The sequence below is a fragment of the Psychrobacter sp. TB20-MNA-CIBAN-0197 genome, from assembly GCF_040309765.1.
Lineage (GTDB): Bacteria > Pseudomonadota > Gammaproteobacteria > Pseudomonadales > Moraxellaceae > Psychrobacter > Psychrobacter submarinus.
This window is the reverse complement of record NZ_JBEOPC010000029.1, coordinates 26,370-43,139: the sequence shown is the minus strand read 5'-3', so window position 1 is coordinate 43,139 and position 16,770 is coordinate 26,370. Positions and strand designations below refer to the sequence as shown.

Genomic DNA, 16,770 nt, shown 5'->3' with positions numbered 1-16,770 from the left:
ATTATTTTTAACATCGAATCGCCTAAAAAATAGTCGCTGTCAGTGCCATGGTCGAATGTTCAACACGCCCTAATAAAATCAAAGGATATTTTTATGTCAAATTTACAACAGCAGCGCAATGATGTGACGCATATCGATGGTAATTTGCATCAGAATGAAGACGCACGTATCGGTATCGTCGTCGGTCGTTTTAATGGCTTCGTCGTTGAATCCTTAGTCGATGGCGCGATCGATGCACTTCTACGTCATGGCGTACTTGGTAGCAATATCACTGTCGTTCGCGTCCCTGGTGCTTTTGAGCTGCCTTTGGTTGCCCAGCGCGCCGCAGAGTCGGATCGTTTTGACGCCATTATTGCTTTAGGCGCGATCATCCGTGGCAGCACCCCGCACTTTGATTTTGTGGCGAGCGAGTCTGCTAAAGGCTTAAGCAGCGTTGCGATCGATTATAATATTCCTGTTGCTAATGGCGTACTGACCACCGACAGCATCGAGCAGGCGATTGAGCGCGCTGGCACGAAAGCCGGTAATAAAGGCTCAGAAGCCGCTATGGTGGTGCTGGAGATGCTAGCGGTACTCTCGCAGCTAGACGTTGATGATGACTATGATACTAGTGATGATGCTTAGGTTTAAAAGATAAAGCATTATCATACGGCTCTTTACGTAGAGCTTTTTATGATTAGGTTGACATGACAAAGACTGCCTCGAATGCGGGTTTTAAAAGCTCATGCTAAACCAAGAATAACGTTTCAAGTTTTCAATAAGTACTTTTACAAATACTTTTAATAGGCGCTATGGTCAAAAATCATGGCGCTTAAGCGCCACAACGGACTGGCAAAGTTGCCAATCGACTACTATTTAACATTTTATTGGCTATTTATTCACTTAGTTAAACTTTTTGTTTAAACCTTAGGTATTTTTCATGACTGACCAACTCAAACGCGCTATCCATGAAGCAAAGACGGCAAAAACTACTAGCAATCCTACTGATAAAGCGGTTGCTAGCAGTGAGGAACAAAACTTCGATATGAGTGAGTCGACTTATAAGACGACCCATACTGCCGTACGTAAGGCGCGCCGCTTTGCGATGCAAGGCTTGTATGAGTGGCTAGTAACCGATCGCCGTTTTGAGACCACAGATAAGCTTGGCTGGAAAGACAACGCCCCTCACGATATCGCCGCGCGTACCCGTGCCACGAACGCTATGCACACCGTACACATTGGCTACTATCACGAAATGATGCGCGATATCCCAGAGCAAATCGAAGCGCTGGACGCTTTAATTGAGCAACACCTTGACCGCAAAGTCGAACAGCTCGATACTGTTGAGCACGCGATTTTGTTGATTGGTGCTTATGAGCTGCAAAACCGTCTTGAGATTCCCTATAAAGTGGTGCTTGATGAAGCAATGAAGCTCAATAATCACTTCGGTGCAACTGACGCGCACAAATTGATCAATGCGGTACTCGATAGACTCGCGATTGAATTACGCGCGCTTGAGGTTGATGCTGATACTAAAGCCAATAAACGTACTTCGCAAAAAGCTGCCGCTCAGCCGCAAGCCGTGTCGCAAGCGACTACCAATACCGAGTCAGCTACAAGTCCTGCCGATAAGCCTACCGCTTCTAATAAGCTGCGTATCAGCGCTAATAAAACCAACGTTAAGCGCGACCGCCCGAATAAATCCAGTACCGCCACCAAGCAAGCGATTAAAAATGCAGCTGCCGCGCCAGCAACTGCTGATAGCGTCGATGATAGCAATAACACTAATAATACTGTTACTAATAATAAAGACTAGCCATGACTGAGTTTGAGCTGATTGAGCGTATATTTAGCACTCTGCAAGATGAGCAGCCTTCTGCTGGTATAGAAAAAGCCATCGGTGACGATGCTGCGGTAATGAGTCTGCCAACAGGCGCGCGCTTGGTCAGTTGTATCGATACTTTGGTGCAAGGCCGCCACTTTAGCGCGGATTGGAATGAGGTTAATGAGCTGGCTTTTCAGATTGGCTATAAGGCCGTCGCAGTCAATGTCTCAGATATCGCCGCTATGGGTGCGACGCCGCACAGTATTTTATTAGCCTTAGCGCTACCTGAGCGCTTAGCAAATGAGCAGTGGCTAAGCGGCTTTGCTAAAGGCCTGCATCACGCCTGCCAATTATTTGGCGTGACCTTAATCGGCGGCGATACCACGCGCAATGATACTTTAGTGTTAAGCGTTAACGCGCAAGGGCTATTGACTGCCAATACGAACGCTGTCTACCGCTCAGGCGCAAAAGCAGGTGACAAGGTCTATGTTTCAGGCACCCTTGGTGATGCCGCTTATGCACTCAATCATCCTGATAGTGAGACGGGGCGACAGTTAGCGCACAGGTTACATATGCCGACACCGCGCATTCAGCTTGGCGCATCGCTTGCAAAGACTGACGCTACATCGATGATAGATATCTCCGATGGCCTATATCAGGACCTCTCGCATATCTGTCAGCAAAGCGGCGTCACCATGCGTATCGATATAGAAAAGCTGCCGACGAGCCAGCCCTTGTTACAGGTAGATGAAGCTGAACGCTTATTGTGTCAGTTAACCGGCGGCGATGACTACGAGCTGGCCTTTACGTTGCCTGCTGATGTCGAGCCGCCTGCTAGCCAATTGACTAACACGCAAATCACTTGTATCGGCGAAGTCGCGGCGACCGATTCGGCGCTACAAGAGCCGCGCCCACGGCTGTTTTATAATGGACAAGCCGTTACCAAAGAGCATCCCGCTCCTTTTACTACGCTACCCTCATTTACGGGTTATCAACATTTTATAGGTTAGCCCATGACTGACGACCTGCATAAACCTGATATTAGTAAAGCCAATGACTGCCCGCCCCTGCCAGCGGGTGCAAGTACCCTCGATACTATTGTGTATTGGCTAGGATTAGGTTTAGGCAGCGGCCTGCCGCGCCGCGCACCTGGCACTTGGGGTACGGTTGGTGGACTGATTGTCGCTATTCCTTTATTAAGCTTAGGCTTTACTGCCTTTTTGATTATTACCCTTTTGTCTTGTGTCATTGGCGTCTGGATCTGTGATCGCAGCTCAGAGCTGATGGGTGTCCATGATGATCCGCATATCGTTTGGGATGAATGGGCAGGTATTTGGATTACCTTACTGCCCTTCTCTTATTTAGGCGTCAGTACCACTAGCTTTTGGTCAGATATTAGCCAGCCTATCGCTATCTTTGCGCTCATTATTGCCTTTATTCTGTTTCGCTTCTTTGACATTATCAAGCCGCCGCCGATTGGCTGGGCAGATAAAAAAGTCGCTGGCGGCTTAGGTATTATGCTCGACGACATTATCGCCGGTATCATGGCCGCTGTAGTTTGGCTGATAGTTATGGCGGGTATGCTGCTATAGCTTCGATATAAGACGAGACTTTTTACAAAGAGTGCAGCCAAATCCATACAAAGCCTATATGATTTTTGTTTGGCTTTAGGCTATAATTTCAATATATTTTGTTACAACTATCGAGCTATTATGACCTCTTCTCTTTCTGTAATTATCCTCGCTGCCGGCAAAGGCACGCGTATGCAGTCGGCTAAACCTAAAGTACTGCAAACCCTTGCTGGCAAGCCCTTATTGAGTCATGTATTAGATACTTGTCATCATTTGACAGTGGATGAGACTATCGTCGTCTATGGCTTTGGCGGGGAGCAAGTTCAAGAAGCGATGAGCGCTTATAATCTGGCTTGGGTAGAGCAGACAGAGCAGCTAGGGACGGGGCACGCGGTCAAAGTCGCTTTGGAGAAACTACCACAAACTGGTCAAAGCCTAATCTTATATGGCGATGTGCCCCTAGTAAGTCGTCAGACATTAAGCGCACTGCAATCCGCTAATACTGATGGTATGTCGATGTTGACACTAACCGTTGATAATCCGTTTGGCCTTGGTCGAATCAAGCGCGACGCGAATGGCAATATCGAAGCCATCGTCGAACAAAAAGATGCCAGTGACGCAGAGCAGCAAATCACTGAGATCAATAGCGGTATTTATTGTGTCGATAATGCCCTGCTACATAAATACCTGCCTAAGTTGTCAAATGACAATGCGCAAAATGAGTATTATTTAACCGATATTGTCAAAATGGCAGTCGCTGATGGTATCGCTATTGCTGCTATCGAGCCGGAGCATGCTTTTGAAATCGAAGGCGTCAATAACCGTCAGCAGCTCGCAAGCTTAGAGCGCTCATGGCAAAATAAGCTGGTGCACGATCTGCAAGTCGCGGGCGTGCAGTTTGCTGATCCTACTCGTGTCGATATTCGTGGTAGCCTCAGCGCGGGGCAAGATGTGTTTGTCGATGTCAATGTGGTATTCGAAGGCGACTGCGTACTCGGTGATAACGTCTACATCGAAGCGGGCAATGTGCTCAAAAACTCACAAATCGGTAATGCTTGCTATATCAAGCCAAACTGCGTCATCGATCAAGCAAATATCGGTGCAGGCGTGGATGTCGGTCCTTTCGCCCACCTACGTCCTAACACTGTACTATCCGACCACAGCAAAATCGGTAATTTCGTTGAGATTAAAAAGTCCGTCGTCGGCCAAGGCAGTAAGGTCAATCATCTAAGCTATATCGGTGATACCACTATCGGCACGGATGTCAATGTCGGTGCAGGTACCATTACTTGTAACTATGACGGCGTTAACAAGTCGCAGACTATCATCGAGGACAACGCTTTTATCGGCTCCAACTCAAGCTTAGTAGCACCCGTGACCATCGGTGATACCGCAACAGTGGCAGCAGGTTCAGTCATCACAAAAGATGTCGATGCCAATGCACTAGCACTCGGCCGAGGCCGCCAAGTACAAAAGGACAATTTTCAACGTCCGACCAAAAAATAGCAGTAGCTCAGTAGTTGGCTTGCTACACACTGCAGTCAGAAATAAGCAGCGCGACAACACTAGTGGTGCTGCTTACTGCTATATGGCTCCAAACAAACTTATCAAGACAGCTATCGAAATCACAAATATTGTCACTCTAAAACATCGAATTTAAGGAATCACTATGTGCGGAATAGTCGGCGCGGTCGCTGAGCGTAATATCGCTAATATCTTACTAGAAGGACTCAAACGCCTAGAATACAGAGGCTATGATTCTGCAGGTCTCACGGTGATTCGTAATAATGAGCTACATCGTGAGCGCCAAGTGGGCAAAGTGCAAGAACTGGTCAATGCTGTAGCGGTCAATCCGCAGTTTTTCGATGGTCATATCGGTATCGCTCATACCCGCTGGGCGACTCATGGTGAGCCTGCGCAGCGTAACGCGCATCCGCATATCTCAGGTAAAATTGCCGTCGTCCATAATGGTATCGTTGAGAACTATGCTGAGCTCAAAGAAGAGCTCATCGCGAAAGGTTACGAGTTTACATCGCAGACTGATACCGAAGTGGTCTCACATCTTATCAATGACTTATATAGCCAAAATAACGACTTACTAGCAGCGGTTCGCGCTGTTATCCCAAAGCTACATGGCGCTTTTGCTTTGGGTATCGTCCATGTCGACTGCCCAGATGAGCTAATTGCGGTACGACTTGGCTCGCCACTGGTCATCGGTGTCGGTATCGGCGAGAACTTTATTGCCTCAGATCAGTTGGCGCTACTACCTGTGACTAATCGCTTTATGTACCTAGAAGAAGGCGATATCGCTAAAATCACGCGCGATAAGGTTAGCGTTTATGCCGATGGCGTAGAGGTCAGTCGTAAGATCAATGAGATTGACGCGCAGCAGCACAACGCCGATAAAGGCGAGTTCAAACACTATATGCTCAAAGAGATTTACGAGCAGCCAGATGCGGTATCTCGCACGCTTGAGATGGCACTAGAGAGCACTGTCTCAAATGAGCAGATAGATGACGACGCTAAAAACAGCTACCAACTAAAAGCCGACTTTTTACAGCGTCATGAATCTAAGCTTGCTGGTATTCGCCACATTCAAGTGATCGCTTGTGGTACTAGCTATCACGCCGGTATGGTGGCCAAATATTGGTTTGAGAATTTAACGCGTCTACCCTGCTCAGTCGAAGTGGCAAGCGAGTTCCGCTATCGCAATCCGGTCGTCATTGATAACTCCTTAGTCATTTGCATCTCGCAATCAGGTGAGACGGCAGATACGCTATCGGCGCTACGTGACACCCAAAAGCAAGCGCCTACCGGCCTTGTCAGCTTAGCTCTATGTAACGTACCGACTTCCTCACTAGTGCGTGAAACCGATATTTATCTGCCTACCTATGCCGGCCCTGAGATTGGCGTTGCTTCGACCAAAGCCTTTACCACTCAGTTAGTGGCGCTGATGCTACTGGTACTAAAGATTGGCGTCACTCAATCGCGTTTGGACGATGAGCGCTTAACGACTCTACTCGCTGGACTGCATAAGCTGCCTAGTCAGTTGTACGCTAGCCTCCATCTTGATGGCGATATCCAAGCAATGAGCGAAAAATTCGAGAATAAGAAAAGCTGTCTGTTCTTAGGTCGCGGCTTACAATTCCCAATCGCTTTAGAGGGCGCGCTTAAGCTCAAAGAAATCTCCTACATTCACGCAGAAGGCTACGCGGCAGGTGAGCTAAAACATGGGCCATTAGCGCTAGTCGATAAGGACATGCCTATCGTCGTGCTCGCGCCTAAGGACAGTATGTTCGATAAGCTCAAAGCTAATATGCAAGAGGTGCACGCGCGCCACGGTGAGCTGTTTGTCTTCGCTGGTGAATCCAGCAAGATGGTGGCAGAGGATCGTCTGCATGTCGTTTATATACCTGATGTTTGCGAAGATCTTGCGCCAATCGTCTACAGCGTACCCGTGCAGCTACTGTCCTATCACGTAGCAGTGATGCGCGGAACCGATGTCGATCAGCCACGTAATTTGGCCAAGAGCGTCACAGTCGAATAATATAAGGTACTGATTTTAAAGTAATTTATTAGTAAATATCGTTTATTCCAAAACTTATAGTGACGTACTAAACCCTCCGCTATCTTATACAAAATAGATGGTGGAGGATTTTTTTATAAAAATGGGAAAATCCAACAACTCGTCGATACCTTAATATTATCGTACATTTGTTTATAAATTATAGACAGGACACAAATTTACTATGCCGTTATCAATGCGGTAAAGACGATAGGTATAAAAGGCAGTAGATATATAATAATAGTCTCTACAGTATGGGCGCTGACGATATGAATATGGATCACGACAACGGCAACACTGACCAACACAGCGATCCAATAGAGATCCTCTATGAGGATGAATTTTTGGTAGCAATCAATAAAGAGGCAGGTCTACTCGTGCATCGAAGCTGGCTAGATAAGGGCGAGACACGCTTTGCCTTGCAGCTGACCCGTGATGCGGTAGGCTGTCATGTCTATCCAGTACATAGACTGGATAGACCAACCTCAGGGGTATTGCTCTTTGCTAAAAGCGCTGCTGTGGCGCGCAGTCTGACCGAGGCGTTTACGGAGCGCAGGGTCACCAAGCAATATTTAGCCGTGGTGCGCGGGTTTATGTCAGAGCAAGGTAGTGTTGATTATGCATTAAGTTTTAAGCCCGATGCCATCGCTGACAAGTTTGCCAATTTGGACAAGCCTGCCCAAGAAGCAGTGACTCATTGGCAACGTCTGGCTCAAATAGAGCTGCCATTTGCGGTATCAAGAAAGCATGACACTAGCCGCTATAGTCTTATGCGTTTGATACCTAAGACAGGGCGTAAGCATCAGCTGCGCCGGCATATGAAACATCTATTCCATCCTATAGTAGGCGATACTAGCCACGGTGATGGACGGCACAATCGATTTTTTCGTAGTCAATATGAGTGTACGCGGATGCTGCTGCATGCGCAGTGTTTAGCGCTTAGTCATCCCGTCACCGGTGAGCCTTTGCTCATACAAGCAGGATTAGATGAGCAATGGATGAACATTTTGGAGGCGTTTGATTGGGTAGATAGTGTTGAAGGTTCAGGTCATTAGTAAAGATCTAATGTACATAATAGTGTGTTTTTTGAAAGTGTTTTTATAGTGAGACAATACACGCTAACGCCACAACACCAATGACTAAAGAGGTAAGTGTTTTGTCTGAATTAAAAACCGTTGGGCTTTTTGCTGTTACGGCATTAGCAGAGATTGTAGGCTGCTATTTACCCTACTTATGGCTAAGAGAAGGTAAGTCTATATGGCTTCTTGTCCCTAGTGCGTTTAGTTTGGCCGCTTTTGTATGGCTACTAACTTTACATCCAACCGCTGTTGGCAGAGTTTATGCCGCCTACGGTGGCGTGTATGTCACGATCGCAATTTTGTGGTTATGGGCGGTCGATGGTATTCGGCCAACGACATGGGATATATTAGGGACATCAGTGGCACTGCTAGGTATGGCTATTATTATGTTTGCACCGCGCAATACGTAGGCTGTACCTCAATAAAGCCCCTTCACTCTAAAAGCATTGATTGGAAATCCTCCTAAGCCCAAGCTACCTTCAAACCAACCCCTTATAAAGAAAATAAAGTCCCACTACGAATAACAATACCGAAAAGCACTTCTTTAACAGTGGCGGTGAGAGCATATGAGCGACTTTTGCCCCAACTTTAGCGGTAAAAAAGCTCATACTCGCAATGCCCAAAAAGGCATAAATATGCACAAAGCCAATGGTATTGGGTACATCAACTTGCTGCTGCATACCAAAGAACATAAAGCCGAGCGCACCAGCAATGGCAATAGGCAAACCACACGCCGCCGACGTGCCTACCGCCTTTTGCATGACCACATTATAACGGGTGAGATATGGCACCGTTAAGCTGCCACCGCCAATACCAAAAATGGCCGAAGCCACACCAATAACACCACCTGCCGCAAGTTGCTTGGGTTTAGACGGTAATACCACAGGCGTATGACTCGCATCACTCATATGTGTACGTCTTTTACCAGCGGTAAACATTCTATAAGCGACCCACAGTAAAAACACCCCGACAATCAGCTGCAGATATAACCCTGATATTTGCCCTGCTATCCCTGCTCCCAAAAAGCACCCTAGCGCCAAACCAGGTGCTAGATTTTTAAAGACCGGCCACATGACGCCGCCCTTTTTATTATGCGCCATCAGCGAGCTGATCGAAGTGACGATAATGGTCGCAAGCGACGTCCCCAAAGCCAGATGCATAATGGTATCGGCATCGTAGCCCATTTGGGTAAAGACGATAAATAACAGCGGTACGATAATGGTGCCACCGCCCACGCCGAAAAGCCCGGCCGCAAAACCTGCTAGTGCACCTATGATTAAAAAAATGAGTAGTTCCACGGGATAGTGTCTTCTTATATTGATTTATTTTCTGAGCAAGTGCTCTATATTAATGCCAGTTATGACTTATACAAGCTCAACTTGACCGACGTAATGATAAGCACGGTTAAAATACACTAAACTCTCATCTTGCCCGCTTGGGGATTCTGGAGGTTTGATAGCGACCACTCGGCACATCAGCACACTATGCGTACCCACTTCTTGAATGTGCTCAATCTCACAATCAAAGCTCACTAGCGCATCTTTCAGGATAGGCGCGCCTGTCACAAGCTCAGTCCAAACTCCTTGCTCGAAGCGCTCATCTGAGCTTAGTTTAGAAGCAAAAGCATTGGATAAGTGTTCATGCTGGGCACCAAGCACATTGACGCTCAAGACTTTATTATCCACAAAATGCCCATGCGAGCGCGCCGCTTGATTCATACATACCAGCAGTGTCGGCGGTGTATCAGTGACGCTACATACCGCCGAGGCAGTAAACCCATGAGTGCCTGACGGACCATTGGTGGTGATCACATTGACCGCCGTGGGCAATAGCGCCATGGCATCTCTAAAATCAGTGGCTTCAATCATATCTTTTATCATTACTACAATCCTGAGAAACGTTAAATCTATAAGTACCTTGTTAACTGAGGCCACTCATAAGCTTAAACAAGCCAGAACTTGTTAAGTTTTGCTAAACGCTCAGCTCTTGCCGCACGATTGCCGCACCAGCGCTCAGCGCATGTAGCTTGCCGCGTGCCACCTCACGAGACAACGGCGCCATACCGCAGTTGGTCGAGGGATACAGCTTGTCCGCATCGACAAACTGTAAGGCCTTGCGTAGCATATCGGCTACCTCCTCAGGAGTTTCAATATCATTAGTGGCGACATCGATTGCACCAACCATCACTTTTTTACCGCGGATGAGCTCTATCAAATCCATGGGCACATGCGAGTTTTGACATTCTAATGAGACGATATCGATATTGGACTGCTGCAATTTAGGAAACGCTTGCTCATACTGACGCCACTCTGAGCCCAGCGTTTTTTTCCAGTCATTATTGGCTTTGATGCCGTAACCGTAGCAGATATGTACTGCTGTCTCACATTGAAGTCCCTCTATAGCACGCTCTAGTGTCGCAATGCCCCAGTCGTTGACATCATCGAAGAATACATTAAATGCAGGTTCATCGAACTGAATGATATCCACACCAGCCGCTTCTAACTCGCGGGCCTCTTGATTGAGAATTTTAGCAAACTCCCATGCCAGTTTTTCACGGCTCTTGTAGTGACCATCATACAGCGTATCGATCATGGTCATCGGGCCGGGCAGCGCCCATTTGATTGGCTGATCGGTTTGCGCGCGTAGGAACCTTGCATCGTCCACAAATACTGGCTTTTGACGGCTCACCGCACCCACGACTGATGGCACGCTTGCTTCATAGCGATCACGAATTTTAACGGTTTTACGGTTTTCAAAATCGACGCCGTCTAAGTGTTCGATAAATGTAGTGACAAAATGCTGGCGGGTTTGCTCGCCATCACTGACGATATCTATCCCTGCATGTTGCTGTTCTTGTAAGGTCAGACGTAAGGCGTCTTGTTTTGCCTCTATCAGCTCATCACCTTCTAATGCCCAAGGTGACCAGATTTTCTCAGGTTCGGCCAGCCATGAGGGTTTGGGCAAGCTGCCAGCGGTTGAGGTCGGTAATAATATATCCATGTTGTCTCATCTTTTGTATCGTAATATTTAATATCTAAAGCTCTATTAAGCCACTTGTTCATCAGCGCTTTTGTCTACCGCAAAGCCTGCTGCCCACTCATCTAGAATATCTTGATAAGGCGTAATAAATGTCTCTTCGGTGAACTTGCCTTGCTTCACTGCCAGCTGGCTGCGCTCCTCACGGTCATACACCACTTGCGTCTTTGAGTAGTCTTGGTAATTGAGACTGGGCTGATAGACCGCGCCTGCTCTGGAGTTGGCATTATAAATCTCAGGGCGATAAATCTTCTGGAAAGTCTCCATCGTCGCAATAGCACTAATCAACTCCAGATCGCTGTAGTCGCTGAGCAAATCACCGGCGAAATAAAATGCGAATGGCGCTACGCTTCCTGTCGGCATAAAGTAGCGCACCGTAAGACCCATTTTATAAAAGTAATCATCAGTTAATGAATGTTCATCCTGTTTGTACTCCGCGCCCAATACCGGATGCTGGTTGCCCGTACGCACATAGGTTCTCTTACTGGACACACTCAAGCAAATCACCGGCTGCTTATCAAACTGCTCTTGATAAGCGTCTGAACGCAATAAATGCTGAAATAGCTTACCATGCAGCACACCAAACTCCGCTGGCGGCTTTGATTCTGGATGGTTGGCAAAATGCGCTGGCAGTATCACACTAAAGTCATAATCGCGCACGTAAGATGAGAAGCTATTGCCGACCATACCGCTGATACGGGAGTTATCCTTGTGATCGACAATCGTGGTTTGTAGCATCTCGATACTGGGGAAAGTATGACCGTCGCCTGCCACGTCTAAGTCTGCTGAGATGATATCAACCTCTACCGAATAACGATCGGCGTTGAGATTGTCCCAATGCGCTAAATCATTAAAGCGGTTGTTTATCATTGTCAGTGTCTTACAAAGGTTGTCTTGACGGTTTACGCCGCGCGCTAGATTGGCAAAGTTGGTCGTTAGTCGCGTGCTGTCGGCAGGCTGATAGTGTTCATCAAAACGTATGCTAGATATGGTATAGGTAAATGGCTGAGTCATGATAGTCCCCTTTACTACTCTGATAGCTCTCGTCTCGAGGCCTCAGATAAAAGCTAATTTGTGTATGGGATGAATCATACCTTGAACCTCACATGAATAAAAACGATGTTATTTAAAGATAAGATGAATAAAATTCATGGTTATTTGTAAGCTATATTGATATAACGCTTTTGGAGAGGGGACTATTATCATAAAATTGTAGCCATTACCGTGCAAACCGTTTCTCATAAATAAAACCCCGCTACTAAATTCATAGTAGCGGGGTTTTATTTTTAGTGCTGGCTATTGTTGTATTTACAACAGTAACTTACGCGCCAAATACTTTCATGCGCTCTTCAACGGGCTTGAACTCTTTGTCGCCTGCAGGCTGCTCAATGCTACCGAACACCATTTGGGCGTTTAGTTCCCAATCGTCAGCGATATTCCATTCTGCAGCGACTCTTTGATCGATAACTGGATTATAGTGCTGTAAGTTGGCTCCAATATCTAGGCTAGCAAGCGCCGTCCAAATCACATACTGATGCATAGCGTTGGTCTGGTGTGCCCAAATTGGGAACTGATCAGCATATAGTGGCGCGGCTTCCTGCATACTTCTGACGACGCCCTTATCTTCGAAGAATAGTACCGTACCCGCACCCGCTCTAAAGCCGGCGATTTTGTCTTTAGTGGCTTGGAACTGCTCATTATCGCCAACGATAGCTTTTAAGGTCTCTTCTGTGATATCCCACAGTTTATTATGGTCTTCGCCAAATAAGACAACTAGACGGGCAGACTGTGAGTTAAATGATGAGGGCGTATGCAATAGCGCATGCTCAACTAGCTTGACGACTTCTTCATTAGACACTGGTAGCTGATCGCCTAGCGCGTAAATAGAACGACGCTTTTCGGCTAATTGCTGTAGATCTTGTAAATTTGACATCATTTTCTCCAATAGATTTTGATTAAAAATAAAACATGGAACTTAATTTAATGAAGATATTGTAAAGACATTCGGACTCAAGCCATATTCTCTTTTTGTAATTAAACTAAGCAATACATTACAATTTAGAAGCTAACTTAACGAATAGTCATTTATAGATTTCTTTTTCCTTTATCCTTTAAAGCCTTCTGGTAGTTCAGGGGCAGGCAAACGCTTCATATCTGAGTCAACATTGCCAAAGCGCTCATGACCATTGTTCCAATCAATAATAGACTGCTCGATCTCTTCTTTATTATCGGCCACGAAGTTCCACCACAGTAGTACTTGGTTGTTTAGCGGCTCACCACCGATAAACATCACGCGAGTACCTTTTTTTGCGACCAACTTGATGCTTTTATTATTAGCCACATCGTGATCATGAAAGCGCAGTAGCTGATCTTGTGGGCAAACTTTACCTTCTGACTCAATTTCACCTTCTGAGACTAAGATACCGTACTCAAATCCTGGCTCTAGAGTAAGGGTCACTTCTCCATCTTCCTTCCAGTAGACATCGATACCAACCATTTTTGAGTACTGAATCGTAGGTGCCTCGAAACGCTCGCCTGCCGCTGTGGTATAGCTACCCGTAGTCAGTATCATCTCGGCATTATCCTCTGTCCAAGTAGGCAGATTGGGATAATGATGAAAACCGCGTTCGATTTTTTGATCGGTGGGCAATGCGATCCATAGCTGCACCATGTTCAGGGCACGCGCAGCATCAGGCGAGCCACCAGTATCAGGAAATACGCTTTGTTCGGTATGGCTAATGCCTTGGTTTAGGCCGGTGCCTGCAGTCATGACGTTGACTTGGTTTTTGGTGATGACTTGCTCATTACCTAAGCTGTCTTTATGTAGCACCTCACCATTGAGCATCCAACTAAAGGTTTGCAAGTTGGTATGCGGATGGCGACCGACTTGCATACCACTGTCATCGGGACCGAACTCAGCGGGGCCAGCGTGATCCAAAAAGCACCAAGCACCGATAGGCTTTTTGCCAGTATTGGGTAATAACCGCGCGATAGGGATACCACCGACGTCTGCTATTCTTGGCTCTAGGGTTTGAATGCTCATCGTGCGCCTCTTATTATGTGTTATCGATTATGATGCTAAAATAGCTATAGTCGCAATATAAGACATAGCTATTTTAGTGATATCAGTTGTAATCTTAGCTACCGTATCATTACGCCGCACTGTAGTACTATATATCAGCGCTATTCCACACTTCATCTCAGCACCTACTCAGTATTTACTCAATATCTACACTCAATATTTACATAGGTACTTCCATAAGCAGCACGCGAGCTTCTGCATTGGCATCCATTGTAAAGCTCTTAGTATTCCAAATACCGAGGCCATCACGAGTATCTAAAGTGCTATCATTGATGGTCACTTGACCTTCTAGCACTAGTACATAAACACCATTATTGGCATCTTTTAGCTCATAAGTTTCAGTCACGCCTTTATCGAAGCGGCCCATATGGAACCAAGCGTTTTGATGAATCCACACGCCAGCGTCGTCTGCATTAGATGACAGCACTTGATTGAACGTATTGTGCGGCATATTCTCATCCATACGCAGCTGCTGATAGCGCGGCGTAACTCCGGCTTTGTTTGGGATGACCCAAATCTGTAAGAACTTCACGGGCTCATTATTATCAGCATTCATCTCGCTATGGGTGATACCAGTACCCGCTGACATCACTTGGATCTCTCCGGTCTCGATGATACCGTTGTTACCGATATCATCGCCATGACCAAGCTTACCCGATAGTGGGATACTAATAATTTCCATATCGCGATGTGAGTGCTTACCAAAGCCCTGTCCGGCAATCACTTGGTCATCGTTGATGACGCGAAGAGCACCAAAGCCCATACGCTCAGGATTGTGGTAATTGGCAAAGCTAAAAGTGTGACGGCTTTTTAGCCAGCCGTGATCGGCATTACCGCGAGAGTCTGCTGCATGATAGATCGTTTTTATAATTTGTCCTTATATTCGTTTGGCTTGTTTAAGCGATGGGCCTATTATAATTATTAACTATAGACAGATAAACAGCACTAAAAACAAATAACTATTCTTATAATAAGAACAATGGATGGTTTTTATAGAGACCGACGCTAGCACTGAGCTGTTTACGGCTATGCTATTTGCAGTCTGCATCAGCAGTTTATGCTAGTTGCTTATGTTAATAGTATTTATGATTATCAACAGAATAAGCGCCAGCTCCCTGCGCAAATAACAATAAAAACCCACCAGCGATAGCGATGTTTTTCATAAACATCGTCATCTGTGTCTGATCGCCAAAATCACTGTGAAATAAGAGCGCGGATATCACATTGAAACCGATGAATAAAAGAGCAACTATACGAGTCTTAAAGCCGATAAGAATAGCGATGCCACCGAGCAGCTCAAGTATAATAACCAATGGCAACATCAATGCTGGCACGCCCATAGACTCCATATATCCTTGGGTCCCAGCATAGTCAGTGATCTTATTAAATCCTGATACAATAAACATCAGTGATAAGAACACCCGGCCTAATAACATACTAATATCTTGAAATCTTTCCATGATGGCGCTTCCCTTTTTCGGTATTGATTTTATATCGTGATTGGTAATACACCTTATATAAGCCGCCTATGAGTATTGATTATAGCCATGCTGATAATGTTTGTTTATCGAGTATAGCACCTAACTTATGGTAGCTCGCTTATACCAGCTAATAAAAAAGCGCTGACTAAATATCATATTCAGTCAGCGCTTTTTATAAGCTTAGAGGATATCTTGAGTCGCTTTATGTACTGATAGCCGTTATCTCACTAGCGAGTCTTTTCGTCTTATATCTGGCTTCAGCTAACGTCATCTTGTTTTTGGCAACCATAGTCAGCACGCAAGGCTTACTCAAATAGTCTGTTTTTACAAACAGCATATTACCCGACGTCGCCTCCACGATAGTGATCTCACACTCTCCTTGCTGCATTTGACTAGCAGACGAATCGCTGAGTGCTGAAAGCGTGCTACTCATCGCCGCAAACTTATCTGCTTGATTGCTCAGCTCGTTTATCGAAAAACAACTAATGGGAAAGCCATCAGTGGTACACAAAGTCACGAGCGCAATTTCTCTATTGGCTTCACAAAGCTCTTTGATACAGCTTGAGAGCACCGCTTTTGCTTGGGAGTTTTCATTTACCATAATCGTATCTAACATTACTGTTCATTATTAAGAGTATTAAATAGCTGCAATAGACCAATAGCGGACTCTCGGCTTCTAGGGTCGGCATTGATAATAGGCGCGACTACATTATGATGCATGAGCACCGCTCTAACCTCTTGTCCTAGCGCCGCTAGGCTTGCAGGGTCGGCGTCCTCACAGTGGGTCACTCCTACGATACAAGTGGTCTGGTTTTTTTCTGGCGCAAAAAAAGTCAGCAGTTTGTCCAAGTTATTATAGTCAGGGGTGTCGCCATACTTAATCAAAATAAGCAGACCCCACAAAGAGCTATTGACAAACTCCCACAAAAAAGAATAACGCTCTTGACCTGGCACCCCATAAATACCTAATGCCATATCATCGGCTAAAGTAATACGCCCATAATCGATACCGACAGTCGTATATTCTTTGCCTATATCGATACTAGACTTAGCTTCAGTTTCAAGAGGACTTATCTCGCTTAAAGTCTTGACCAGCTGAGTTTTTCCGGCACCTACTTCTCCGATTATCGCTAGCTTCTGATAGTCCACTGC

18 protein-coding genes are annotated in these 16,770 nt (G+C 46.0%); 8 read left to right on the top strand and 10 right to left on the bottom strand.

Going from position 1 to position 16,770, the window contains the following annotated elements:
- Positions 1 to 93 precede the first annotated feature (93 nt).
- The 8 genes from ribH (at position 94) to AAEY83_RS09995 (ending at position 8,429) form a co-directional block, all read left to right on the top strand.
- Positions 94 to 624 carry a 6,7-dimethyl-8-ribityllumazine synthase gene (gene ribH / locus AAEY83_RS10030; RefSeq protein ID WP_025646786.1) on the top strand — a complete coding sequence of 177 codons (531 nt, stop codon included), beginning with the start codon at positions 94 to 96 and terminating at the stop codon, positions 622 to 624.
- A 295-nt stretch (positions 625 to 919) separates the two neighbouring features.
- Positions 920 to 1,795 (top strand): transcription antitermination factor NusB, encoded by an 876-nt coding sequence (gene nusB / locus AAEY83_RS10025; protein ID WP_025646787.1) that lies wholly within the window; start codon positions 920 to 922, stop codon positions 1,793 to 1,795.
- 2 nt (positions 1,796 to 1,797) lie between these two features.
- Positions 1,798 to 2,814, top strand: coding sequence for a thiamine-phosphate kinase (gene thiL, locus AAEY83_RS10020; RefSeq protein WP_025646788.1), 1,017 nt, complete (start codon positions 1,798 to 1,800; stop codon positions 2,812 to 2,814).
- A gap of 3 nt (positions 2,815 to 2,817) precedes the next feature.
- Positions 2,818 to 3,396, top strand: coding sequence for a phosphatidylglycerophosphatase A family protein (locus AAEY83_RS10015; protein ID WP_025646789.1), 579 nt, complete (start codon positions 2,818 to 2,820; stop codon positions 3,394 to 3,396).
- Between the two features lie 120 nt (positions 3,397 to 3,516).
- Positions 3,517 to 4,881 carry a bifunctional UDP-N-acetylglucosamine diphosphorylase/glucosamine-1-phosphate N-acetyltransferase GlmU gene (gene glmU, locus AAEY83_RS10010; protein WP_025646790.1) on the top strand — a complete coding sequence of 455 codons (1,365 nt, stop codon included), beginning with the start codon at positions 3,517 to 3,519 and terminating at the stop codon, positions 4,879 to 4,881.
- 163 nt (positions 4,882 to 5,044) lie between these two features.
- Positions 5,045 to 6,922: a glutamine--fructose-6-phosphate transaminase (isomerizing) gene (gene glmS, locus AAEY83_RS10005; protein WP_025646791.1), complete on the top strand. Its 1,878-nt coding sequence runs from the start codon at positions 5,045 to 5,047 to the stop codon at positions 6,920 to 6,922.
- A 287-nt stretch (positions 6,923 to 7,209) separates the two neighbouring features.
- Entirely contained in the window at positions 7,210 to 7,995 is a 786-nt protein-coding gene (gene truC / locus AAEY83_RS10000) for a tRNA pseudouridine(65) synthase TruC (protein WP_198013367.1), read from the top strand.
- Between the two features lie 101 nt (positions 7,996 to 8,096).
- Positions 8,097 to 8,429 carry a YnfA family protein gene (locus tag AAEY83_RS09995; RefSeq protein ID WP_025646793.1) on the top strand — a complete coding sequence of 111 codons (333 nt, stop codon included), beginning with the start codon at positions 8,097 to 8,099 and terminating at the stop codon, positions 8,427 to 8,429.
- A 69-nt stretch (positions 8,430 to 8,498) separates the two neighbouring features.
- On the opposite strand, the gene AAEY83_RS09990 is transcribed toward AAEY83_RS09995, so the two are convergent.
- From AAEY83_RS09990 to AAEY83_RS09945, 10 genes are all read right to left on the bottom strand, one after another.
- Positions 8,499 to 9,317: a sulfite exporter TauE/SafE family protein gene (locus tag AAEY83_RS09990; RefSeq protein WP_025646794.1), complete on the bottom strand. Its 819-nt coding sequence runs from the start codon at positions 9,315 to 9,317 to the stop codon at positions 8,499 to 8,501.
- A 66-nt stretch (positions 9,318 to 9,383) separates the two neighbouring features.
- On the bottom strand, positions 9,384 to 9,887 hold the full coding sequence (locus AAEY83_RS09985) for a flavin reductase (protein ID WP_025646795.1): 504 nt from the start codon (positions 9,885 to 9,887) through the stop codon (positions 9,384 to 9,386).
- 103 nt (positions 9,888 to 9,990) lie between these two features.
- Positions 9,991 to 11,019 carry a methionine synthase gene (locus AAEY83_RS09980; RefSeq protein ID WP_025646796.1) on the bottom strand — a complete coding sequence of 343 codons (1,029 nt, stop codon included), beginning with the start codon at positions 11,017 to 11,019 and terminating at the stop codon, positions 9,991 to 9,993.
- A gap of 45 nt (positions 11,020 to 11,064) precedes the next feature.
- On the bottom strand, positions 11,065 to 12,069 hold the full coding sequence (locus tag AAEY83_RS09975) for a DUF1852 domain-containing protein (protein ID WP_025646797.1): 1,005 nt from the start codon (positions 12,067 to 12,069) through the stop codon (positions 11,065 to 11,067).
- 307 nt (positions 12,070 to 12,376) lie between these two features.
- Positions 12,377 to 12,988, bottom strand: coding sequence for a nitroreductase family protein (locus tag AAEY83_RS09970; protein ID WP_025646798.1), 612 nt, complete (start codon positions 12,986 to 12,988; stop codon positions 12,377 to 12,379).
- A gap of 171 nt (positions 12,989 to 13,159) precedes the next feature.
- Positions 13,160 to 14,098 carry a pirin family protein gene (locus AAEY83_RS09965; RefSeq protein WP_025646799.1) on the bottom strand — a complete coding sequence of 313 codons (939 nt, stop codon included), beginning with the start codon at positions 14,096 to 14,098 and terminating at the stop codon, positions 13,160 to 13,162.
- 199 nt (positions 14,099 to 14,297) lie between these two features.
- A complete protein-coding gene (locus tag AAEY83_RS09960) occupies positions 14,298 to 15,005 on the bottom strand; it encodes a pirin family protein (RefSeq protein WP_025646800.1) in 708 nt (235 codons plus the stop codon).
- 205 nt (positions 15,006 to 15,210) lie between these two features.
- Positions 15,211 to 15,597: a DoxX family protein gene (locus tag AAEY83_RS09955; protein WP_025646801.1), complete on the bottom strand. Its 387-nt coding sequence runs from the start codon at positions 15,595 to 15,597 to the stop codon at positions 15,211 to 15,213.
- Positions 15,598 to 15,820: 223 nt separating this feature from the next.
- Positions 15,821 to 16,234 carry a roadblock/LC7 domain-containing protein gene (locus AAEY83_RS09950; RefSeq protein ID WP_025646802.1) on the bottom strand — a complete coding sequence of 138 codons (414 nt, stop codon included), beginning with the start codon at positions 16,232 to 16,234 and terminating at the stop codon, positions 15,821 to 15,823.
- Complete coding sequence (locus tag AAEY83_RS09945) at positions 16,234 to 16,767, bottom strand: GTP-binding protein (RefSeq protein WP_025646803.1); 534 nt, start codon at positions 16,765 to 16,767, stop codon at positions 16,234 to 16,236. The genes AAEY83_RS09950 and AAEY83_RS09945 overlap by 1 nt, the downstream gene beginning before the upstream one ends.
- Positions 16,768 to 16,770: the final 3 nt, after the last annotated feature.